Source organism: Pseudomonas sp. WS 5071, assembly GCF_012985765.1.
Taxonomy (GTDB): Bacteria; Pseudomonadota; Gammaproteobacteria; order Pseudomonadales; family Pseudomonadaceae; genus Aquipseudomonas; species Aquipseudomonas lundensis_A.
The window spans coordinates 119,593-140,303 of record NZ_JAAQWY010000001.1; the positions used below are offsets into that span (position 1 = coordinate 119,593).

At 58.2% G+C, this 20,711-nt stretch carries 19 protein-coding genes; 10 read left to right on the top strand and 9 right to left on the bottom strand.

Annotation, left to right across the window (positions count from 1 at the left end):
- Window positions 1-25: 25 nt before the first annotated feature.
- The 4 genes from HBN61_RS00455 to HBN61_RS00470 form a co-directional block, all read right to left on the bottom strand.
- Window positions 26-1,048: a DUF1338 domain-containing protein gene (locus HBN61_RS00455; RefSeq protein ID WP_169963741.1), complete on the bottom strand. Its 1,023-nt coding sequence runs from the start codon at window positions 1,046-1,048 to the stop codon at window positions 26-28.
- Window positions 1,049-1,209: 161 nt separating this feature from the next.
- Window positions 1,210-2,037, bottom strand: a complete 828-nt coding sequence (gene nadE / locus HBN61_RS00460; protein WP_170045955.1) for an NAD(+) synthase — start codon at window positions 2,035-2,037, stop codon at window positions 1,210-1,212.
- A gap of 3 nt (window positions 2,038-2,040) precedes the next feature.
- Window positions 2,041-3,255, bottom strand: a complete 1,215-nt coding sequence (gene pncB / locus HBN61_RS00465) for a nicotinate phosphoribosyltransferase (RefSeq protein ID WP_170046004.1) — start codon at window positions 3,253-3,255, stop codon at window positions 2,041-2,043.
- Window positions 3,256-3,373: 118 nt separating this feature from the next.
- Window positions 3,374-4,279 (bottom strand): LysR family transcriptional regulator, encoded by a 906-nt coding sequence (locus tag HBN61_RS00470; protein ID WP_170045956.1) that lies wholly within the window; start codon window positions 4,277-4,279, stop codon window positions 3,374-3,376.
- A 164-nt stretch (window positions 4,280-4,443) separates the two neighbouring features.
- On the opposite strand from HBN61_RS00470, the gene amaB reads away from it, so the two are divergent.
- The 9 genes from amaB to HBN61_RS00515 all read left to right on the top strand — a co-directional run bounded on the left by amaB (window position 4,444) and on the right by HBN61_RS00515 (window position 15,223).
- Window positions 4,444-5,934 (top strand): L-piperidine-6-carboxylate dehydrogenase, encoded by a 1,491-nt coding sequence (amaB, locus tag HBN61_RS00475; RefSeq protein WP_170045957.1) that lies wholly within the window; start codon window positions 4,444-4,446, stop codon window positions 5,932-5,934.
- 95 nt (window positions 5,935-6,029) lie between these two features.
- Complete coding sequence (amaA, locus tag HBN61_RS00480; RefSeq protein ID WP_169963745.1) at window positions 6,030-7,313, top strand: L-pipecolate oxidase; 1,284 nt, start codon at window positions 6,030-6,032, stop codon at window positions 7,311-7,313.
- A gap of 343 nt (window positions 7,314-7,656) precedes the next feature.
- The gene (locus HBN61_RS00485; RefSeq protein WP_094991979.1) at window positions 7,657-8,793 is read left to right on the top strand and encodes an ABC transporter substrate-binding protein; all 1,137 of its coding nucleotides are present in this window, start codon (window positions 7,657-7,659) and stop codon (window positions 8,791-8,793) included.
- 166 nt (window positions 8,794-8,959) lie between these two features.
- Window positions 8,960-9,874: an ABC transporter permease subunit gene (locus tag HBN61_RS00490; RefSeq protein WP_094991980.1), complete on the top strand. Its 915-nt coding sequence runs from the start codon at window positions 8,960-8,962 to the stop codon at window positions 9,872-9,874.
- A gap of 2 nt (window positions 9,875-9,876) precedes the next feature.
- Entirely contained in the window at window positions 9,877-11,160 is a 1,284-nt protein-coding gene (locus HBN61_RS00495; protein ID WP_170045958.1) for a high-affinity branched-chain amino acid ABC transporter permease LivM, read from the top strand.
- Between the two features lie 11 nt (window positions 11,161-11,171).
- Complete coding sequence (locus tag HBN61_RS00500; protein WP_094992099.1) at window positions 11,172-12,047, top strand: ABC transporter ATP-binding protein; 876 nt, start codon at window positions 11,172-11,174, stop codon at window positions 12,045-12,047.
- Window positions 12,044-12,760 (top strand): ABC transporter ATP-binding protein, encoded by a 717-nt coding sequence (locus HBN61_RS00505; protein WP_170045959.1) that lies wholly within the window; start codon window positions 12,044-12,046, stop codon window positions 12,758-12,760. The genes HBN61_RS00500 and HBN61_RS00505 overlap by 4 nt, the downstream gene beginning before the upstream one ends.
- Window positions 12,761-13,480: 720 nt before the next feature.
- Window positions 13,481-14,248, top strand: coding sequence for an SDR family oxidoreductase (locus tag HBN61_RS00510; RefSeq protein WP_094991983.1), 768 nt, complete (start codon window positions 13,481-13,483; stop codon window positions 14,246-14,248).
- 69 nt (window positions 14,249-14,317) lie between these two features.
- The gene (locus HBN61_RS00515; protein WP_169963751.1) at window positions 14,318-15,223 is read left to right on the top strand and encodes a cation diffusion facilitator family transporter; all 906 of its coding nucleotides are present in this window, start codon (window positions 14,318-14,320) and stop codon (window positions 15,221-15,223) included.
- A gap of 81 nt (window positions 15,224-15,304) precedes the next feature.
- On the opposite strand, the gene ureG is transcribed toward HBN61_RS00515, so the two are convergent.
- The 5 genes from ureG to HBN61_RS00540 form a co-directional block, all read right to left on the bottom strand.
- Window positions 15,305-15,916 (bottom strand): urease accessory protein UreG, encoded by a 612-nt coding sequence (ureG, locus tag HBN61_RS00520; RefSeq protein WP_094991985.1) that lies wholly within the window; start codon window positions 15,914-15,916, stop codon window positions 15,305-15,307.
- A 9-nt stretch (window positions 15,917-15,925) separates the two neighbouring features.
- Window positions 15,926-16,600 (bottom strand): urease accessory protein UreF, encoded by a 675-nt coding sequence (locus HBN61_RS00525; RefSeq protein WP_094991986.1) that lies wholly within the window; start codon window positions 16,598-16,600, stop codon window positions 15,926-15,928.
- A complete protein-coding gene (ureE, locus tag HBN61_RS00530) occupies window positions 16,597-17,097 on the bottom strand; it encodes an urease accessory protein UreE (protein WP_094991987.1) in 501 nt (166 codons plus the stop codon). The genes HBN61_RS00525 and ureE overlap by 4 nt, the downstream gene beginning before the upstream one ends.
- A gap of 173 nt (window positions 17,098-17,270) precedes the next feature.
- On the bottom strand, window positions 17,271-17,903 hold the full coding sequence (locus HBN61_RS00535) for a TetR family transcriptional regulator (protein ID WP_094991988.1): 633 nt from the start codon (window positions 17,901-17,903) through the stop codon (window positions 17,271-17,273).
- Between the two features lie 150 nt (window positions 17,904-18,053).
- A complete protein-coding gene (locus HBN61_RS00540) occupies window positions 18,054-18,332 on the bottom strand; it encodes a hypothetical protein (RefSeq protein ID WP_170045960.1) in 279 nt (92 codons plus the stop codon).
- Between the two features lie 274 nt (window positions 18,333-18,606).
- Here HBN61_RS00540 and HBN61_RS00545 point away from each other — a divergent pair, with 274 nt between their 5' ends.
- Entirely contained in the window at window positions 18,607-20,673 is a 2,067-nt protein-coding gene (locus HBN61_RS00545) for an AsmA family protein (RefSeq protein ID WP_170045961.1), read from the top strand.
- The last annotated feature ends 38 nt before the right edge of the window (window positions 20,674-20,711 follow it).

Genomic DNA, 20,711 nt, shown 5'->3' on the forward strand with positions numbered 1-20,711 from the left:
CCGTCAGGGCTGTTTACGTTTTGGATCAGGCTGTAGATGCGGTCATCTTGAAAATTCCCTGGGCGTTGCTGCTGTCGAAGTCCAGGTCCAGTCGTTGCGTCTGTGGGTTGATCTCACGTTGAATGAATTCAACGAAAGACCCCGGCACTTGATGCTCCCGGTACATCCCGTGCGCATCAAGCAGACCGCGGGTTACGCTGCAGGCGCGGTACGCGGTTTGCATCACCCGTCCTGATGCCGACACCTCAATGGCGTCTTTCATCGGTCGTTGCAGGTCGCGTTGTTGCGCCACGGTGGCGTGCAGATCGCTGACACGGTCGGTCAGGTGGTTGAAGCTATTGCCTTCGGTGGCGATCCACGCCATTTCGGCGCTTTCCTTCAACAGGCACTGATAATCGGCTTCTTGCACGGCGCCATGCTGGCGATCAAATGCCTGGTACAACCCCGGCAAAACGCGTTGCGCATCGCTCAGGCTGCAATGGTGGGTGAGTTGCAGGCGGTTGAGGATGCTCAGGTGCTCAGCCAGGAGAGGGTCGCGGCTACTTCGGACCACGCGGGTGACGGCCTGTTGAAACGCCACGCTGAAACGACCGGGGTGCAATTCCGATACAAAAAATTGCGCAATGCCTTCAGGCAAGTCCATGTGTCGGTAGCCCCAGCCCGTCATGTTCAATTTGGTCAGGGGATAAGTGCGCGTGTCGGTAAAGCCGAGCGGCTCCAGCAACCGCGAGAACGCCAGACGACCGCGAGGCAACTCGCCATTCAGCGGCCAGTCCACCGTGCGAATGGCACCATGATCAAAAACAACTTTGCGACCGTGCTGCGCTTGCTCGTGCACATAGCGTCGGCCATCCGGCACGGCGTCGACCAGTTTGTGCAGCAGGCACAGATTTAGCGCCTCAGCGAGCCATGCCCGATGGAGCGCTTGCGGGTGCCAGCTGAAATCCAGCAGGCCTTGGGGGACCTCGACATGCTCGCGCAACCAGCGAGCGGCGGGTTGGCCGATTACGGACTCGACCAGCGAAAACAGACCATCGAATTCAGACATGGCGGACAGGGCTCTGGGGACGAAACGAGCGTCTATCAAAGCCCTTGAGGCAAACAGTCACAAGCGAAAAAAAATGCGGGGGTCATTCCGTTTTTTCTGGCTGGACAGTCAGCCCTCTCCTGAGTGAAGAGGGCTGGAGTGAGGCAAGAGTGGCTTCGGTCTTACGGCGCAAACGGCATTTCGCGCTTGTGATGGGTTTTTTCATACGTGTTGCAGATGATGTTGAACGCTTGCTCACTCACCGGTTCGCCGTGCAGGAAGGCATCAATCTCGGCATAGGTTACGCCGTGGGACGCTTCGTCGGGCTTGCCCGGCTCCAGGTCTTCGAGGTCCGCAGTCGGGACTTTTTCGACCAGCGACTCGGGGGCACCGAAATAGCGGGCAATGGCCCGGACCTGATTTTTAACCAGCCCGCTGAGCGGTGCCAGGTCACACGAGCCATCTCCGAACTTGGTGAAGAAGCCCATCACCGCTTCTGCTGCGTGGTCGGTGCCGATGACCAGCCCGCCCGTTGCGCCAGCGATGGTGTATTGCGCCACCATGCGCATCCGCGCCTTGGTATTGCCCAGCACAAAGTCTACCGTGGCTGGCGGTTTGCCTTCGAACGAGGCAACTTCGGCGGCCAGCGCCTTGACTGCAGGGCCGATGTTCACGGTCTGGCGTTCGTCCGGGTTGATGAAGTCCACCGCAGCGGTCGCGTCGATTTCGTCGTGCTGGACACCGTAAGGCAAGCGCACGGCGATAAAACGGTAATTCTCATCGCCGGTCTGCTCGCGCAGTTGCTTGATCGCGCGTTGCGCCATCAGGCCGGCGGTTAATGAATCGACACCACCACTGATGCCCAGTACCAGGGTTTTGAGCCGGGCATTGTGCAGGCAGCACTGGATAAAGGTAATGCGGCGTGCGACTTCCGCCTCAAGGGCCGCGTCGTCTTTAAACGGCGGCTGGACCTTGAGGTCTTTGGCGATCTGGAGCTGTACGGCCTGCATGATTCACTCCTTGGGAGAATGTTCAGGAACTTGGAAAACGTGGCGCAAATAGGCGGCGAAGTTAGGATCAGAGCAGTGAGTCTTGCCCGGCTCATCTGAAATTTTCGCCACAGGTGAGCCGTTGCAGCCGGTCATTTTAAGCACGATGCTCATGGGCTCAACCCCAGGGATGTCGCAGGTCAGGTTGGTTCCGATACCGAAACTGACATTGATCCGGCCCCGTAACGCGCGAAAGATCTCCAGTGAGCGGGGCAGGGTCAGGCTGTCGGAGAACACCAGCGTTTTGCTCATCGGATCAATGCCCAACTGATGGTAATGCGCGATGCATTTTTCAGCCCACACCACGGGGTCGCCCGAGTCGTGACGCAAACCGTCAAACAGCTTGGCGAAGTAAAGATCGAAATCTTTAAGGAAGGCATCGGTAGTGATGCAGTCCGTGAGTGCAATCCCCAGCAGTCCACGGTATTCGCGCACCCAGCAGTCCAGCGCAGCGCTCTGGCTGTCGATCAGGCGCGGGCCGAGCTGTTGATGCGCCATGATCCATTCGTGGGCCATGGTGCCCAGCGGCTTCATGTCCAGTTCGCGGGACAGGTTGACGTTACTGGTGCCCACAAACTTTCCGGGAAAGTCATGTTTGAGTACGTTGACCACTTCCTCTTGCACCCGGTACGAAAACCGACGCCGGGTTCCGAAATCGGCTACCTGCAAGCCAGCCAATTCATCGGCGCTGGCGTTGGCCTGCAACCAGTCAAACTTTCGATAGAGCTGTTCGCGGGCCTGGGACAGCACTGTGTTGGCATACCGCGAGCGGTTGCGCACTTCACTGACAATCGCCAGCAGAGGTACCTCGAACAGAATCACATGCAGCCACGGGCCGCGCAGACGAATGAAGAGTTCGCCGTTTTCGATCCCCGTATGGACATAGCGCAGGTTGAAACGAAACAACCCGAGGAAGCGTATGAAGTCAGGCTTCATAAACGTAATCCGTTCCAGAAAGCCGAGCTGGTCCTGACTCATATTCAAGTCGGCCAATCGTTCGATCTGATGCCGGATTTCGCTCAGGTACGGACGTAAATCTTCGTGATTACGGCACCGAAATTCCCATTCAACTTCCACATTGGGGTAGTTGTGCAGCACCGCCTGCATCATGGTCAATTTGTAGAAGTCGGTGTCGAGCAAGTTCTGCACGATGCGATCGGCAAACACACTCTCGCTCATAACGCGAATCTCCATGCTGGCCGTGCCTGATTGCCACGGCGCTCAGCTCTTTCAATGAATGACGCTAGTGGCGCATATTCGCGTGCGGTTTTGCCAGCGGTTTCTGCTTAAACAAGGGCTACAGAGCCTGTTGCTCATCCAATTGCTCCATCATCCAGCTCACAAACGCTCTCACTTTCGGCACGCCGGCCGAATGCTCCGGATACGCCAGATAGTACGCGTCATGGCTGGGCATGGCGTAGGGCCAGGCAATCACCAGTTTGCCGTCCGCCAATTCCTCTTCGACCAGAAAGCGCGGCAGCAGTGCAACGCCACACCCCACCTGCGCTGCCCGGATGCACATATAGAACGTGTCAAAGCGTGGGCCATGGTAACTGTGGTCAGTGTGGTAGCCCTGGCTTTCAAACCACTCATGCCACGCTTGCGGTCGCGAAGCGTTTTGCAGCAGGACCAGCTCGGTCAGGTGCGTCGGGTCGGTAAAGGGCTTGCCGGGCAGACTCGATGGCGCGCATACCGCCACCAGCGATTCGCCAAACAGCTTCAGGCATTCCGCCCCGGGACGGGCACCCTGACCAAAGTAGAACGCCAGATCGCTGCGCCCTTGCAGCAGCTCATCGGCTGGCTGTTCATTGCACAAATCCAGATGAATCTGTGGGTGGCGCAGGCCCCAACCTTTGAGACGTGGCACGAGCCAGCGGGCGCCGAAGGTGGATGGTGTCGAGACGCGCAGGACTTCCGTTTCGCCGCCGTAGGAACGTAGCGTGTGGGTCGACATTTCCACTTGGGTCAGGATTTTTCGGACTTCTACAAGGTACAAATCACCGGCTGGCGTCAGTTGCAGGCGACGGCGCACCCGTCGAAACAGCAAGTGTTGTAACAACTCTTCCAGTTGAGCGACCTGTTTGCTGACTGCGCTCTGAGTCAGGTTCAACTCCTCAGCCGCGCGGGTGAAGCTCAGGTGACGAGTCACCGCTTCAAAACACTGCAAGGCAGTGATCGAGGGCAGGTAGCGTTTGTTGAGCATGGCAGCCTCTGCGTCTTGTTGTTCGCCGACATTACCAGCGCAGCATGAATTTTCGGAATGATATCTCGCTTAAAGGTCGTTTGTTGGCGCGGGATGTGCCAGCTACAACTAAAGACCTGAGCCGCAGCCGGCGGCGAACGTTTTCAGGTTGAAGGAGTGCCCACATGATTGCTGCATTGCTGGATCGTTTAGGAGTGAACCCTGCGCTGTACCAACAGGGGAAACAGCCCGTCTACACACCGATTGATGGCAGCCAGCTGGGCGCTGTGCATTGGGAAGGTGCCGCTCAAACCGAACAGCACGTGACCCGTGCCGAGCACGCATTTGATGCATGGCGCAACGTTCCGGCCCCGCGGCGGGGTGAACTGGTGCGCCAATTCGGTGACCTGTTGCGTGAATACAAAGCGGATCTCGGCGAGTTAGTGTCCTGGGAAGCCGGCAAAATCACCCAGGAAGGTTTGGGTGAAGTGCAAGAAATGATCGACATCTGCGACTTCGCAGTCGGCCTTTCGCGTCAACTGTATGGCTTGACCATTGCCTCCGAGCGCCCCGGCCACCACATGCGCGAAACCTGGCACCCGCTGGGCGTAGTCGGTGTCATCAGCGCGTTCAATTTTCCGGTCGCGGTCTGGGCGTGGAACACTACGCTGGCGCTGGTGTGCGGCAACGCAGTGATCTGGAAGCCCTCCGAAAAAACGCCGCTGACGGCGCTGGCGTGTCAGGCATTGTTCGACCGGGTGCTGAGCACCTTCAGCGACGCGCCTCCCTACTTGAGCCAAGTGATTATCGGCGGTCGTGAAGCGGGCGAGGCGTTGGTCGATGACCCGCGCGTGGCCTTGATCAGCGCCACTGGCAGCACCCGCATGGGGCGCGAAGTGGCGCCGAAAATTGCTGCGCGCTTTGCCCGCAGCATCCTCGAACTGGGCGGCAACAACGCCATGATCCTCGGCCCTAGCGCTGACCTGGACATGGCGGTGCGCGCCATTTTGTTCAGTGCCGTGGGCACTGCCGGGCAACGTTGCACCACTTTGCGCCGCCTGATCGCGCACGAGTCGGTGAAAGCAGAAATCCTCACCCGCCTCAAAGCGGCGTATGCCAACGTGCGCATCGGCCATCCGCTGGAAGGAAACCTGGTCGGCCCTCTGATCGACAAACACAGTTTTGACAGCATGCAGGATGCGCTGGAGCAAGCGTTGAGCGAAGGCGGGCAGGTCTTTGGGGGTGAACGCCAGCTGACACGCCAATACCCGAATGCGTACTACGTCAGCCCGGCAATTGTTGAAATGCCTGAGCAGAGCGAGGTGATGTGCAGCGAGACCTTTGCGCCCATCTTGTACGTGGTTGGCTATACCGATTTTGAGGAAGCGCTGCGCCTCAACAATGCTGTCCCGCAAGGCTTGTCGTCGTGCATCTTCACCACCGATGTGCGCGAGGCGGAACGGTTTATGTCAGCCACAGGCAGTGATTGCGGGATTGCCAACGTCAACATTGGGCCCAGCGGCGCCGAGATTGGCGGGGCTTTCGGGGGCGAGAAAGAAACCGGCGGCGGGCGTGAATCGGGTTCGGATGCCTGGCGTGGTTACATGCGCCGCCAGACCAATACCGTGAACTATTCACAGGAACTGCCGCTGGCTCAGGGTATTACGTTTGACTGAGTGGACTGACGTGCAGTGCGTCTGAGCCCTCACCCGGCCTTGTTCAGGGCAAGGGCTCAAGGATTCTGGTTAGGTGTCATGTCTGGAGCTTGGCAATGCCTTTACGCGAAGAATGTCTGTGGGAAAACCTCACACCGCAACGTCCTCAAGCGCCTGCCTTCAAGGGCGAATTGAGCGTTGACGTTTGTGTGATCGGTGCAGGTATCACGGGATTGTCAGCCGCCATTCACTTGCTCGAACAGGGCAAAAGCGTGTGTGTGCTGGAGGCACATCGCACGGGGCAGGGGGGATCGGGGCGCAACGTGGGGCTGGTTAATGCGGGGCTGTGGATTGCGCCTGACGAAATCGAAGCCGGGTTTGGCAAAGCTGTCGGCAGTCAGCTCAATAGCATGCTTGGGGCCGCGCCAGCGCTGGTATTCAGCCTCATCGACAAATACCGCATTGATTGCCAGTTGCGCCGTGAAGGCACACTGCACATGGCCCACAACGCCAAGGGTGAGGCTGATCTGCGCAGCCGCGAACAGCAATGGAGGCTGCGCGGTGCTCCAGTGGAGTTGCTCACCGGTGCGGCCTGCGAAGCAGCCACCGGCACGTCAAAAATTGCCGCGGCCTTGCTGGATCGCCGTGCGGGGACACTCAACCCTATGGCCTACACCTCGGGGCTGGCCAAAGCCGCTGGCGATCTGGGCGGGCGGTTGTTCGACCACTCCCCGGTCACCGGGCTGGAACGCCAGGGACGACGCTGGTCAGTGCAAACCGGCCGCGGCGCCGTGAGTGCCGAGCAAGTGGTACTTGCCTCGAATGCCTACACAGAGGGCGAATGGACTGACCTGCGACGTAACTTTTTCCCAGGCTATTACTATCAGGTTGCCTCCAAACCTCTGACAGACGAAACCGCGCAACGCATCCTGCCCGGAGGACAAGGCTCGTGGGATACACGCCAAGTACTCAGCAGTATTCGGCGGGATGCTGACGGGCGTTTATTGCTGGGCAGCCTCGGCAATGGCAATCAGAAACCCGGCTGGTTCCTCAAGGCGTGGGCCGATCGCGTCCAGCAGCACTACTTTCCGTATTTGAAAGGCGTGGAATGGGAATGCACCTGGACGGGATGCATCGCGTTCACCCCCGACCACTTGATGCGTTTATTTGAGCCGGCGCCCGGTCTTGTAGCAGTCACCGGTTACAACGGCCGCGGGGTCACCACGGGCAGCGTGGTGGGCAAGGCGTTTGCCGATTATTTGTGTCACGGCGATGCCAAAGCGCTGCCCATCCCTTTTTCGCCCATGCAGCCGCTCTCCGGCGCGGGTTTGCGCAGTTGTTTATACGAAGCAGGATTTTCCCTCTACCACGCCGGGCAATGTTTACGGATCGTGATTTAGCCTGCCGTTTATGCGTGTAACGGCTAGCCTTTAATGGTGCGCCCTGTAGCAGCCACGCACCGCGAGTGTGCAGTTCGGTGACGTCGCGGGTTACAGGTCGGTTGGACGTTGCAGGGCAACCCGGTTGCAAGCGGTGTGGCTGAAGGTGGCGCCTGTAGAAAACAAACAGTTACACCTTCCTCGGTTTAGACGGTTGCACGCCCAATAAAAATGGGCTCGAAACAGTCGACAGAACAATAAGACCACGGCTTTTTCAAGAATAAAAAACCAATGGCACGCGCCTTGCTCAGCGCTTTATGTGAAGTCGAAGTGCCAACTAAAAAAACCTCAGGAGCACCACCTCATGTCGCAGACGTTCTACAAGAAAGGTTTTCTGGCCCTCGCCGTTTCGGCTGCGATGGGCATGTCTTCGTTTGTTCTGGCAGATGTAAAAATCGGGGTAGCCGGTCCCATGACCGGCGCCAACGCGGCATTTGGTGAGCAATACATGAAAGGGGCGCAAGCGGCGGCGGATGCAATCAACGCATCGGGTGGCGTCAACGGCGAAAAAATCGTGCTGATCAAAGGCGACGATGCATGCGAGCCAAAGCAAGCGGTTGCCGTGGCCAACCGTCTGGTCGATCAGGACAAAGTAGCGGCAGTGGTGGGGCACTTCTGTTCTTCGTCCACGATTCCGGCGTCCGAGGTGTACGACGAGGCGGGTGTCATCGCAATCACGCCGGGTTCCACCAACCCGCAGGTGACCGAACGCGGCCTGAGCGCCATGTTCCGCATGTGCGGCCGGGATGACCAGCAAGGCATCGTAGCGGCCGACTACATCGTCGATGTGCTTAAGGGTAAAAAAGTGGTGGTCCTGCATGACAAGGACACCTACGGCCAAGGCCTGGCCGACGCGACCAAGGCCCAGCTTGAAAAACGCGGTGTAACCCCCGTGTTGTATGAAGGCCTGACCCGGGGTGAAAAAGACTTCAGCGCCGTGGTGACCAAGATCCGTGCCGCAGACGCGGACGTCGTGTACTTCGGCGGTCTGCACCCGGAAGCTGGCCCGCTTGTGCGTCAGATGCGTGAGAACGGTCTTAAAGACGTGAAGTTCATGTCTGACGATGGCGTGGTTACCGATGAGTTGGTCACCACCGCCGGTGGTCCACAATACGTTGATGGCGTGTTCATGACCTTCGGCGCCGACCCGCGCCTGTTGCCTGACAGCAAGGCCGTGGTAGAGCAATTCCGCAAAAGCGGCACCGAGCCTGAAGGCTACACCCTGTATGCCTACGCATCGATCCAGGCCCTGGCAGATGCTTTCAATGGCGCCAAATCCAACAAAGGCGAAGACGCTGCCAAGTGGCTCAAGGCCAACCCGGTGAAAACCGTCATGGGGGAAAAGGCCTGGGACAGCAAAGGCGACCTCAAAGTCTCTGACTACGTGATGTATCAGTGGGACAAAGACGGCAAATATCACCAGCTGGAAAAACAGAAGTGAGTTGAATCACCTGCCCGACCGTCGCCTGAGTGCCGGTCGGGCGGGTGAGGCTTTGCATCACCTGTCTTCTTTTCCAGGAGCCCCGTAAACACAGTCATTCAAACTGTCTTCGGACGGTGTGGGAGGCGTGTGTCTGCGGATTGGCTCCAGTGCGTGAGATTGCGTTATGGACGGTATTTTCCTACAGCAACTGCTGAACGGCCTGACCCTCGGGTCTGTCTACGGCCTGATCGCCATCGGCTACACAATGGTCTACGGCATCATCGGCATGATCAACTTCGCCCACGGCGAGGTGTACATGATCTCTGCTTACCTCGCGGCGATCAGTCTGGCTCTGTTGGCATACTTCGGTATTGAGTCCTTCCCGCTGCTGATGCTTGGCACCCTGATTTTTACCGTGGTCGTAACCGGGGTGTATGGCTGGGTGATTGAGCGAGTGGCCTACAAACCCTTACGAAATTCCACACGACTGGCCCCACTGATCAGTGCCATCGGCATCTCCCTGATCCTTCAAAACTACGTCCAAATCGCACAAGGTTCGCGCCAGCAAGGCGTACCCACGCTGCTCAGCGGTGCGTGGCGGGTCGATATCGGGACCGGTTTCGTCCAGCTCACCTACACCAAGGTCTTCATTCTGATCGCTGCCTTTGTAGGTATGGGCCTGCTCACCTACATCATCAAGTACACCAAGCTGGGTCGCATGTGCCGCGCCACGCAACAGGACCGCAAGATGGCGTCGATCCTGGGCATCAACACCGACCGGGTGATTTCCTACGTGTTCGTGATCGGTGCAGCCATGGCGGCACTGGCCGGTGTGCTGATTACCATGAACTACGGCACGTTCGACTTTTATGCCGGGTTCATCATCGGTATCAAGGCGTTCACTGCCGCCGTGCTCGGCGGGATTGGATCACTGCCCGGCGCCATGCTCGGCGGCATCATCCTCGGCATCTCCGAGTCGCTGTTCGCCGGTCTGGTCAACTCTGACTACAAAGACGTGTTCAGTTTCTCGCTGCTGGTGCTGATCCTGATTTTCCGTCCTCAAGGCCTGCTGGGTCGTCCACTAGTGGCGAAGGTGTAAGTATGTCTGTAGCCCTTAACAAACCGATTGATGTGAAAAAAAGTGTCGTGGATTCGATCCTGGCCGGGTTGATCTCACTGATTGTGTTCGGCCCGATTGTCGGGGTGGTGCTCGACGGGTACAGCTTCAACTTGCAGCCCGCGCGTGTTGGCTGGCTGGTGGCGATTGTGATGATCGGGCGCTTTGCCTTGAGCCTGTTTTTGCAAACGCCCCGCGGCCTCAAAGTGCTCCAGGGTTTTGAATCCACGGGGTCGGGTGTGCATGTGTTGCCGCCGGATTACAAGACGCGGTTGCGCTGGATCGTGCCACTGCTGATCGTCATTGCCATTGTGTTTCCGTTCTTTGCCAACAAGTACCTGCTGACCGTGGTGATCCTCGGTCTTATTTACGTGTTGCTCGGCCTTGGGCTGAACATTGTGGTGGGGCTGGCGGGGTTGCTCGACCTTGGCTACGTGGCGTTCTACGCCATCGGCGCCTACGGCCTGGCCCTCGGCTATCAGTACCTGGGGCTGGGGTTCTGGTCGGTGCTGCCACTGGCGGCGATTGCGGCAGCCATGGCCGGGTGCATTCTCGGGTTCCCGGTGTTGCGAATGCATGGCGATTATCTGGCCATCGTGACCTTGGGTTTCGGGGAAATCATTCGTCTGGTACTCAATAACTGGTTGTCTTTCACGGGCGGGCCGAATGGCATGCCGGTGCCATCGCCGACCTTTCTGGGGCTTGAATTCGGGCGCCGCGCCAAAGACGGCGGGGTGCCGTTTCACGAGTTCTTTGGGCTCGAATACAACCCCAACATCAAGTTCCTGTTCATTTTCATCGTGCTGTTTTTGGTGGTGCTGCTGGTGCTGTACATCAAGCATCGCCTGACCCGTATGCCCATCGGCCGCGCATGGGAAGCCCTGCGCGAAGACGAAATTGCCTGTCGGGCCATGGGGCTCAATCACGTATTGGTCAAACTGTCGGCATTCACGCTGGGTGCGTCCACGGCAGGCCTGGCGGGCGTGTTCTTTGCCAGTTATCAGGGCTTTGTAAACCCGTCGTCGTTCACCTTCTTTGAATCGGCGCTGATCCTCGCCATCGTGGTGCTCGGTGGCATGGGCTCGACTGTCGGCGTGGTGATTGCCGCGTTCGTGCTGACTGTCGCGCCGGAGCTGCTGCGCAGCTTTGCTGAATACCGCGTGCTGCTGTTCGGTGTGCTGATGGTGTTGATGATGATTTGGCGGCCACGGGGCCTGATCCGCATCAGCCGTGTCGGGGTTAAACCACGCAAGGGGGTCGCGCCATGAGCGAGCGTTCGATGGATAAAGACGTTGTGCTCTCGGTGGACAAACTGATGATGCACTTTGGCGGGATCAAGGCCCTGAGCGATGTCAGCCTCAAGGTCAAACGCAATTCAATCTTTGCCCTGATCGGCCCTAACGGGGCGGGGAAGACTACCGTGTTCAACTGCTTAACCGGCTTTTATAAAGCCACCGGCGGCAGGATCGAACTCAACGCGCGCGGCACTCGCACCAATGTGATCAAACTGCTCGGCGAGGCGTTTCGGGTGACAGATTTTGTCTCGCCCAAAGCGTTTGGCAGCCGGCTGTATTACAAAATGTTCGGCGGCACTCACCTGGTTAACCGTGCCGGTCTGGCGCGCACCTTCCAGAACATTCGCCTGTTCAAGGAAATGTCTGTTTTGGAAAACTTGCTGGTGGCCCAGCACATGTGGGTCAACCGCAGCCTGTTGGCGGGCATTCTCAACACCAAGGGCTACCGCAAGGCTGAAAGCGATGCGCTGGACCATGCCTTCTACTGGCTGGAAGTGGTGGACTTGGTGGACTGCGCCAACCGGCTGGCGGGTGAATTGTCCTACGGGCAGCAACGGCGTCTGGAGATTGCCCGGGCCATGTGTACGCGGCCGCAAATCATTTGTCTCGACGAACCGGCGGCGGGCCTTAACCCTCAGGAAACCGAGGCCCTGAGCGGGATGATTCGCTTGTTGCGGGACGAGCATGACCTGACAGTGGTGCTGATCGAGCATGACATGGGCATGGTCATGAGCATTTCCGACCACATCGTGGTGCTTGACCACGGTAACGTGATCGCCGAGGGCGGGCCCGACGCCATTCGCAACGACCCTAAAGTCATCGCCGCCTATCTGGGCGCTGACGAAGAGGAGCTGATATGACGAGCACGATCCTCGAACTCAAGGAACTGGACGTTCACTACGGGCCGATTCAGGCGTTGAAAAAGGTCTCGATGCACATCGAAGAGGGCGAAACCGTCAGCTTGATTGGTTCCAACGGTGCCGGAAAATCCACCTTATTGATGTCGATTTTTGGTCAGCCCCGCGCCAGTGGTGGCCAGATTCTTTACCAGGGCGTGGACATCACCCAAAAGTCCTCGCACTACATCGCCTCCAACGGGATTGCCCAATCGCCCGAGGGACGTCGTGTGTTTCCGGACATGACGGTTGAAGAGAACTTGCTCATGGGCACCATCCCCATTGGTGACAAACATGCCAAAGAGGACATGCAGCGCATGTTCGACTTGTTTCCGCGCCTCAAGGAGCGCCGTAATCAGCGCGCCATGACGATGTCCGGTGGTGAGCAGCAGATGCTCGCCATTGCCCGTGCGTTGATGAGCAGGCCGAAGTTGTTGCTGTTGGATGAGCCGAGCCTGGGGCTGGCGCCGATTGTGGTGAAGCAAATTTTTGCCACTCTGCGGGAGCTCGCGCAAACCGGTATGACCATCTTTTTGGTCGAGCAAAATGCCAACCATGCGCTACGGTTGTCGGACCGCGCCTATGTGATGGTCAACGGAGAAATCCGCCTGACCGGCACGGGCAAAGAATTGTTGAGCAATGAAGATGTGCGCAACGCCTATTTGGGTGGCCATTAGACCTCGACGTCAGCATGACCCTGCTCGCCCCATGGGGCGAGCCTTCTTACCCCGCCTGAAATTGTGGAAAACAAAATTGCAACCCTGCGAAAGCGCGACATAAAGACGCTGTAAATCGCTGTTTTGTCATCGTTTTGACTTGTCCCCGTTTGCTGTGGAGGTGGCTGTGGGTAACGTGGGAGTAGTTGGCTGTAGCCCTTTATTTATGAGGGCTGTAGAGGTGTGGTTGTTTTTTGATCGCTGAGTTTTCCTCGACCACGCGACCGATTTGTCAACAGCTTTGTTGATATAGATAGGGTCTTGAAAAAAGCCTTTCTGCCTGTGGATAAGTCTGTGGTTAAACTCTGGAAAGAATGCCCTGAGTGGCGTAATTACTGGCCTCTGGCTATCCCTGCATGTTCATCAGTACGCACCTTTTTGGGGCGTGTGCATGGACTGCGTCTTCAGGTCAAGCAAAAAACCTTGGTTAATCGCCTGCACGCCTTGCGCGCCGGGGCTTAGCGCGTTTCGAGTTGCCCCCAAAGACTGTGGACGGGCCTGTGGATAAGGTGAGTGCATATGGCGCTATCCCTTGTGCAGCAAGGTCTGGAGGTAGTTGGTTGATTTTTGCACAGCGCCTTGCAACGCACGCAACCCGCTTGCCGCCCAAACCCACTCGGGGCATTCTGCTGGCCGTCCCATTACCACGGCGGACACTGCCCGCCAGCCAAGGAGAACACGATGACTTCCACCCTGTTTATTACCGGCGCGACTTCTGGATTTGGTGAGGCGTGCGCACGCAAGTTTGCACAAGCAGGCTGGAAACTGGTGCTGACGGGCCGTCGTAAAGAACGTCTGGACGCACTGTGCGAGGAATTATCCCGGCACACAGAGGTGCATGGCCTGGTGGTCGATGTGCGAGACCGTGGAGCGATGGAGGAGGCGATTGCCAACTTGCCGCCCTCGTTCAGCAAGCTACGCGGACTTATCAACAACGCCGGGCTGGCGGTCGGCACCGACCCGGCTCCGCAGTGCAAGCTCGACGACTGGGAAACCATGGTCGACACCAATATCAAAGGGCTGCTGTACACCACCCATCTGTTGTTGCCGCGCCTGATTGCCTACGGGCGCGGTGCCGGGATCGTCAACCTGGGTTCCATCGCCGGTAATTATCCGTACCCCGGCAGCCACGTGTATGGCGGCACCAAGGCATTTGTGAAGCAATTCTCCCTGAACCTGCGTTGCGACTTGCAAGGCACGGGCGTGCGCGTCAGCAATATTGAGCCGGGCTTGTGCGAAAGCGAATTCTCGATGGTGCGCTTCGGCGGCGATCAGGCGCGCTATGACGCGACCTATCAGGGCGCTGATCCGATTCAGCCAGAAGATATCGCCGAGACCATTTTTTGGGTGCTCAACACCCCGGCCCACATCAACATTAATCGCCTTGAGCTGATGCCCGTCACGCAGTCCTGGAGCGGTTTCGCTATCGAAAGGCACGCCAAGGAGTAAACTCGCCCCTGACAGCCCACCCGCGACCTCCTGAGGGGGTCGCATTCAATGGGGCTGAAAGGAGTTTTTGTGAGTAACCGTGGTGAGCAGAATCTGCTCAAACAATCGACAGTTCTAATGTTTGCGGTGGCCATTGCGGGCATCGTGACGGGTTTTATTTCGGGTTCACAATCCATCTTGTTTGATGGGTTCTTTTCGCTTATCGCGACGTTCATCAAAGTACTGATGCTCATAACGGCGCAACTCATCGCCAAGGAGAGCAACCAGCGTTTCCAGTTCGGTTTCTGGCACCTGGAGCCGATGGTGTTGTTGATCGAAGGCAGCTTCCTCTTGTTGATTGCGATCTACGCCTTTTTGAATGGCGTGTTCGGCATCATCAATGGCGGCCGCGAGATTGAACTGGGGCTGGTGATCCTCTATGCAGCGGTATTTACCGTTATCGAATTTGCCTACTACTTCTGGGTACGGCGCAAAAATCGCAAATTGAAATCGACACTGATCCAGTTCGACAACATCAGTTGGCTGGTGGACGCCATGTTGTCGGTGGGCCTGTTGATAAGTTTCATCACGGCGCTGCTTTTGAAGCATCAGGGTTATGCACAGTGGGCGGCCTACGTGGACCCGGCGATCCTGATTTTGCTGGCCTTGAGCATGCTCCCGCCGGCGTTCAAGATCCTCAAGCCTGCCTTGCGCGACGTGCTGGGGATTGCCCCTGACGCGCTGGACGACAAGGTGCGCGATGCACTGGAAATCGCCTCGGCGCGTCATGGTTTTGAAGGTTACAAAACCTACGTGCAGAAACATGGGCGCGCGCGCTTCATCGAAATTCACATCGTGCTGCCCTCGGGTTATCCACTGACCAGTGTGAATACCCTTGATGCCATTCGTGAGGAAATATCCGCGATGCTGGGCAAGGCTGACAGCGCGCGCTGGCTGACCATTTGCTTTACCGGCGACCGCAAGTGGATTGCGTAATCATTGCGTAATGACGGATCGCAGCCACACTCGGCTGCGATCAGGCGCGAAGCGCTCAAATCCCCCTGATACCTCGCACTATTAAGTTATCAACAGCCCCTGGCGCTCTATAAAAGCCACGATCGCATCGAGGCCAAGGCCGGTTTTCTGGTTGCTGAACACAAATGGCTTATCGCCGCGCATGCGGCGTGTGTCGCTGTCCATCAGCGCCAGAGATGCTCCCACCAGCGGTGCCAGGTCGATTTTGTTGATGACCAGCAAGTCCGACTTGCAGATCCCGGGCCCGCCTTTGCGCGGTAACTTGTCACCTGCCGACACGTCGATCACGTAAATCGTCAGGTCGGAGAGTTCCGGGCTGAACGTGGCCGACAAGTTATCCCCACCCGACTCCACCAGAATCACGTCCAACCCCGGAAAACGGCGGTTCAATTGATCCACCGCTTCGAGGTTAATCGAGGCGTCTTCGCGGATGGCTGTGTGGGGGCAGCCGCCGGTTTCCACGCCTATGATGCGCTCGGGCGCCAATGCCTCGTTGCGCACCAAAAAGTCGGCATCTTCGCGGGTATAAATATCGTTGGTCACGACCGCCAGGTTGTAGCGTTCCCGCAGCGCCAGGCATAACGCCAACGTCAGTGCGGTTTTGCCCGAGCCGACCGGGCCACCAATGCCGACACGCAGAGGGTGTGTGTTCATTCAAATCTCCTAAGACCGAAACAGTCGGCTGTACTGGCGCTCGTGGGCCATGCTCGCTAAGGACAGGCCAAAAGCGGCGCTGCCCATGTGGGATAAATCCAGGTTACTGGCGTGCAGTTGCGCCAGTTGCAGGCTTGGGGATAACTCGCTGGTCATGCGCTGCGCCGCTTGTTGGCCCAACGGCATGGTTTTCATCAAGACAGCCAATTGGTTCTCCAGCCAGCTCCAGAGCCATGCCGCCAACGCATCCTGTGGGCTGATGCCCCACGCACGCGCTGCGAGTGCCCAGCCAAGCGCCAGATGCGGCTCGCCTTGCTGTAAGAGAAATTGCCGAGCGGGATCATCCAGTTCAGGTAAACCTGTCAGTAACTGTTGCAAGGAATAACCCATTTGCCGGCTTTCCTGATGCAGCTCGCGGGTTTCACGGCTGGCGCGGTGTTCGTCACAAAACCGTTGCAGGGCGGGCCAGTCCGCTTGGGCGGCGGCCTCGCAGTGAGCGAGCAACAGCGGGGCTTCGAAACGTGCAAGGTTGAGCAGTAGCTGGTCGTTGATCCAGCGAGCGGCGCTGGCCGGATCGCGCACCCGGCCTTGCTCCACCGCCATTTCCAGCCCTTGGGAATAGCTGTAGCCGCCAATGGGCAGTTGCGGGCTGGCCAGACGCAGCAGCGCCCAGGCCGGGCTCACAAACGCACACCAAACTGATGAAGTCTGGGCGCGTAGTTGAAGTCTTCTTCGCCCGCCCGGGAGTGGTGATGGCCGCCGCCGTAGGCACCATGCTCAGGCTGGAACGGGGCTTCGATGGATTCGGTGCAGGCGCCCAGTTGATCGAGCATCGCCTTGAGCACGTAGTCATCCAGCAGTCGCAGCCAGCCGTCACCCACTTGCAGCGCCACGTGCCGATTGCCCAAGTGATAAGCGGCGCGGGTCAGTTCGAACGCGTTGTCACACGTCACGTGCAGGAGTTTTTCAGGGCTGGCGCACACGCGCACGATGCGCCCGTCCTGCGCCTGAAGAAATTCGCCGTCATGCAAGGGCGTCTGCCCGCGGTCCAGAAACAACCCGACATCTTCACCGTCACTGCTGAAACAGCGCAGACGGCTTTTGCTCCGGGCTTCGAAGTTGAGGTGCACCTCGGCGCTCCACACGGGGTGGGCGTCGACTCTTCGGTGAATGACCAGCATCGGTAGGCTTCCTGCGATTAACGATAGGCATGCTCAGAGCAAGGGGCTTGCCAACCTTGCCGGGCATCGCTGATTTCGTGAATCCTATGCTCAAAAACAGAGCAGGAAGATGAAACATGATCTAAACAAGTGCGCGCACAGGGCCTTGCTGCACCAACGGGGTGCAAGGGCGCTTACTCGGTGCTGCCCAGGCCTTGCCAATGTTTTAGACCAATGAAGATAAAGCGCAGTTGCTGACTGATTTTGGCCTGCGGTTGCAGGTAGTCCGGCAGCGGTTCGGCAGGCGGGTCAATCACATCGGGCAACGCCGCAAATACGCTTTTGACCACCAGATCGGCAATCACGGTCAGGGCAGCCGGGTTCAGATGACGCAATTTTGGCTTGGAGCCCAGGTCGGCGGCCAAGTCGGAGGTGATGTCTTCGCGCAAGGCCGCGATGGCCTGCCGAACCGGTTGCGAGCCGCCGTATTGCTCACGCGCGAGGAACAGAAACTGCGAGCGATTGGCCTCGACCACATCGAGGAAAATTCGCACCGATGCGTTGATCACTCCACCCATGAACAATTCGTTGTGGCGTACCAGGCGGATGGTTTCGCGAAAGGTCTGACCGACCTCGCTGACTAACGCCAGGCCCAACTGGTCCATGTCGCTGAAGTGGCGATAAAAGCCGGTGGGCACGATGCCCGCGGTTTTTGCGACTTCGCGCAGGCTCAGGCTGCCAAAGCCGCGACCCGATTCCATCAAGTGGCGGGCGGCGTCCATCAGCGCAAGGCGGGTTTGTTGCTTCTGTTCAGCGCGGGGGAGCATCTGGGCTGGTCTTCCTGACAAGTGCAGCGGCGCACTCTAGCAAATCAGCTTTGATGACGTCGAACGCAGTTAAATGCTGGGGCAGGGCAAACGTAACGTGGTGGTCGCTGGCGAGCCGCGGGTTGCGGGGCAGCGACCACGACGCAGCGCTTAGCTGACACGTTGATTCCTTTCGGCCAGACGCTCTGCGCCACCTTCGGCCAGACGGTTTTGCTGCTGTTTCTGGGTGCGGTCGTAACCGTCTTCGGCCACACGATTGTGTTGGTCCAGCGTGCGTTGGGCGCCGTCTTCCGCGACCGGATCAAGGGGCTCGCTCATCGAGCCCGAAGCCGGTTGAACCAACGGCGCAGACTGATCTTCAGCGGGCAGGGCGAAGGCGTTAAAGGCAAACAGTGATAGGGTCAAACCAAACATGGCTGGGCGTTTCATGAGGCGGGTGCTCCGTAGCAAGGCAGTAGTAGGTACGGGGGCAATGCTACGCTTGGATTTTCGATAACAAAGTTCATAAGGCCAATGGTGATAATCGACACAATTGATTGTTCAACCAAAGGCCTCTAGCCCGTAGCTTTGCGGGCAGGTAAAAGAGTGCCCAGGCCTTTTTTGCGGCAAAGCGGAACACGGGTTAAACCTTGGGCCGCCTTTGCCGGTCGTACTTTTATACGCGTCGCAATCTGGACGTTCAGACGAAATAAGGAGCCGTGTCATGACGCGCACCCGTAAAATTCTTGCCTGGGTTGTGGGCCTGTTTGTCCTGCTGGTAGCCGTGCTGGTGGTGCTGATCGCCACCTTCGACTGGAACCGCCTCAAGCCGACGATTAACACCAAGGTTTCTGAAATCCTGCATCGCCCGTTTGCCATCAACGGCAATCTGGCTGTGCAATGGCAGCGTGAACCCGATGAAGGTGGCTGGCGCGCGTGGGTGCCGTGGCCGCACGTGATCGCTGAAGACCTGACGCTGGGCAATCCCGAGTGGTCGAAAACCCCACAGATGGCCAGCCTGAACAAGGTCGAGGCTCGTCTGTCGCCACTGGCCTTGCTGACACAGACCGTTGCCATTCCGCGCATTGATTTGGTTCAGCCCAGTGCTGACCTGGTGCGTTTGGCTGATGGCCGGGCTAACTGGACATTCACCTTCGATCCCAAGGACCCGGACGCCGAGCCCTCAAACTGGACGGTGGACATTGGCGCCATCAAATTCGACAAGGGCCACGTGACCCTGAATGACCAGACCCTGAAAACCCGGTTGGATGTGTTGATTGATCCACTGGGCAAGCCGATTCCGTTCAGTGAAATCGTCGGTGAGAAAGAAGCGAAAAAGACGCAGGAAAAGGGCGCTGCTCCGCAAGACTATGCCTTTGCGTTGAAGGTCAAAGGTGATTATCACGGTCAGAAACTTGATGGCACGGGCAAGATAGGTGGCCTGTTAGCGCTTCAGGATGGGAACAGGCCATTTCCGTTGCAGGCTCAAGTCAGCATTGCTGACACCAAGGTCGCTTTGGCCGGGACACTCACGGACCCGCTCAATTTGGGGGCGCTTGATCTGCGCCTGAAGTTGGCGGGCAGCAGCCTGAGCAACCTCTACCCCCTGACAGGCGTGACACTGCCCGACTCGCCGCCCTATTCCACAGATGGCCACTTGATCGCCCGGCTGCATGAGCCGGGCGGGGCAGTATTCACTTATGAAAACTTCAACGGCAAGATCGGCAACAGTGATATCCACGGCGACCTGACATACGCTGCCAGCCAGCCGCGACCCAAGTTGTCGGGCAAGCTGGTCTCCAACCAGCTATTGATGGCTGACCTTGGGCCGTTGATTGGCGTTGACAGCAAACAACAACCCAAGACTGCGGGCGGTGCGAGCAAACAGCCCGCAGGCAAGGTGCTGCCAGTGGAAGAGTTCCGTACCGAGCGCTGGCGCGACATGGACGCCGACGTGGAATTCACCGGCAAACGCATCGTGCAGAGCGCCGAGTTGCCGTTTACCGATCTCTACACGCATCTGGTGTTGAACGAGGGTGAGCTAAGCCTGGAGCCCCTGCGTTTCGGCGTGGCGGGAGGCAAGCTGGATGCTCAGATTCGCCTCAACGGGCGTAGCACGCCGCTCGTAGGCCGGGCCAAATTGACCGCGCGTAACTTCAAACTCAAACAACTGTTCCCCACCTTTGAACCTATGAAAACCAGCTTTGGTGAGCTTAATGGCGATGCGGAAATCTCGGGCCGTGGCAATTCGGTAGCCAAGTTGTTGGGCACCTCCAATGGCGGCTTGAAGATGATCGTCAACGATGGCGCCATCAGCCGAAGCTTGATGGAAATTGCCGGGCTCAACGTGGGTAACTACATCGTAGGTAAAATCTTTGGTGACGAAGACGTGAAGATCAACTGCGCGGCGGCTGATGTCGGCATCAAGAACGGCCTGGCGACCTCGCAGCTGTTCGTGTTCGACACGGAGAACGCGATCATCTACATCGACGGCACCGCCAACTTCGCCACGGAGCAACTGGACCTGAAAATCACCCCTGAGTCCAAAGGGCTTCGGTTGTTCTCACTGCGTTCGCCGTTGTATGTCCGCGGAACGTTTGGCAACCCGTCGGCAGGTGTGCAAGCCGTGCCGTTGATGCTACGGGGGGCAGGCATGGTCGCCTTGGGTGTGATTGCAGGTCCGGCTGCCGGGTTGCTGGCGTTGATCGCGCCCAGTGGCGACGAGCCCAACCAGTGCGCACCGCTGCTGCAACAGATGCAGCAAGGGAAAGTGCCTAAGACGGTGAAATAAAGGCTGCCCAACCCTGACCTTCTGCATGGAAGAGGGTT

Coding starts and splice junctions, on each gene's coding strand:
- HBN61_RS00500 (WP_094992099.1), top strand. CDS start 11,172: ATGGATAAAGACGTTGTGCTCTCGGTGGACAAACTGATGATGCACTTT.
- ureG (WP_094991985.1), bottom strand. CDS start 15,916: ATGAACACACACCCTCTGCGTGTCGGCATTGGTGGCCCGGTCGGCTCG.
- HBN61_RS00510 (WP_094991983.1), top strand. CDS start 13,481: ATGACTTCCACCCTGTTTATTACCGGCGCGACTTCTGGATTTGGTGAG.
- amaA (WP_169963745.1), top strand. CDS start 6,030: ATGCCTTTACGCGAAGAATGTCTGTGGGAAAACCTCACACCGCAACGT.
- pncB (WP_170046004.1), bottom strand. CDS start 3,255: ATGAGCGAGAGTGTGTTTGCCGATCGCATCGTGCAGAACTTGCTCGAC.
- HBN61_RS00490 (WP_094991980.1), top strand. CDS start 8,960: ATGGACGGTATTTTCCTACAGCAACTGCTGAACGGCCTGACCCTCGGG.
- HBN61_RS00545 (WP_170045961.1), top strand. CDS start 18,607: ATGACGCGCACCCGTAAAATTCTTGCCTGGGTTGTGGGCCTGTTTGTC.
- HBN61_RS00495 (WP_170045958.1), top strand. CDS start 9,877: ATGTCTGTAGCCCTTAACAAACCGATTGATGTGAAAAAAAGTGTCGTG.
- HBN61_RS00540 (WP_170045960.1), bottom strand. CDS start 18,332: ATGAAACGCCCAGCCATGTTTGGTTTGACCCTATCACTGTTTGCCTTT.
- HBN61_RS00455 (WP_169963741.1), bottom strand. CDS start 1,048: ATGTCTGAATTCGATGGTCTGTTTTCGCTGGTCGAGTCCGTAATCGGC.
- amaB (WP_170045957.1), top strand. CDS start 4,444: ATGATTGCTGCATTGCTGGATCGTTTAGGAGTGAACCCTGCGCTGTAC.
- HBN61_RS00535 (WP_094991988.1), bottom strand. CDS start 17,903: ATGCTCCCCCGCGCTGAACAGAAGCAACAAACCCGCCTTGCGCTGATG.
- HBN61_RS00505 (WP_170045959.1), top strand. CDS start 12,044: ATGACGAGCACGATCCTCGAACTCAAGGAACTGGACGTTCACTACGGG.
- ureE (WP_094991987.1), bottom strand. CDS start 17,097: ATGCTGGTCATTCACCGAAGAGTCGACGCCCACCCCGTGTGGAGCGCC.
- HBN61_RS00485 (WP_094991979.1), top strand. CDS start 7,657: ATGTCGCAGACGTTCTACAAGAAAGGTTTTCTGGCCCTCGCCGTTTCG.
- HBN61_RS00470 (WP_170045956.1), bottom strand. CDS start 4,279: ATGCTCAACAAACGCTACCTGCCCTCGATCACTGCCTTGCAGTGTTTT.
- nadE (WP_170045955.1), bottom strand. CDS start 2,037: ATGCAGGCCGTACAGCTCCAGATCGCCAAAGACCTCAAGGTCCAGCCG.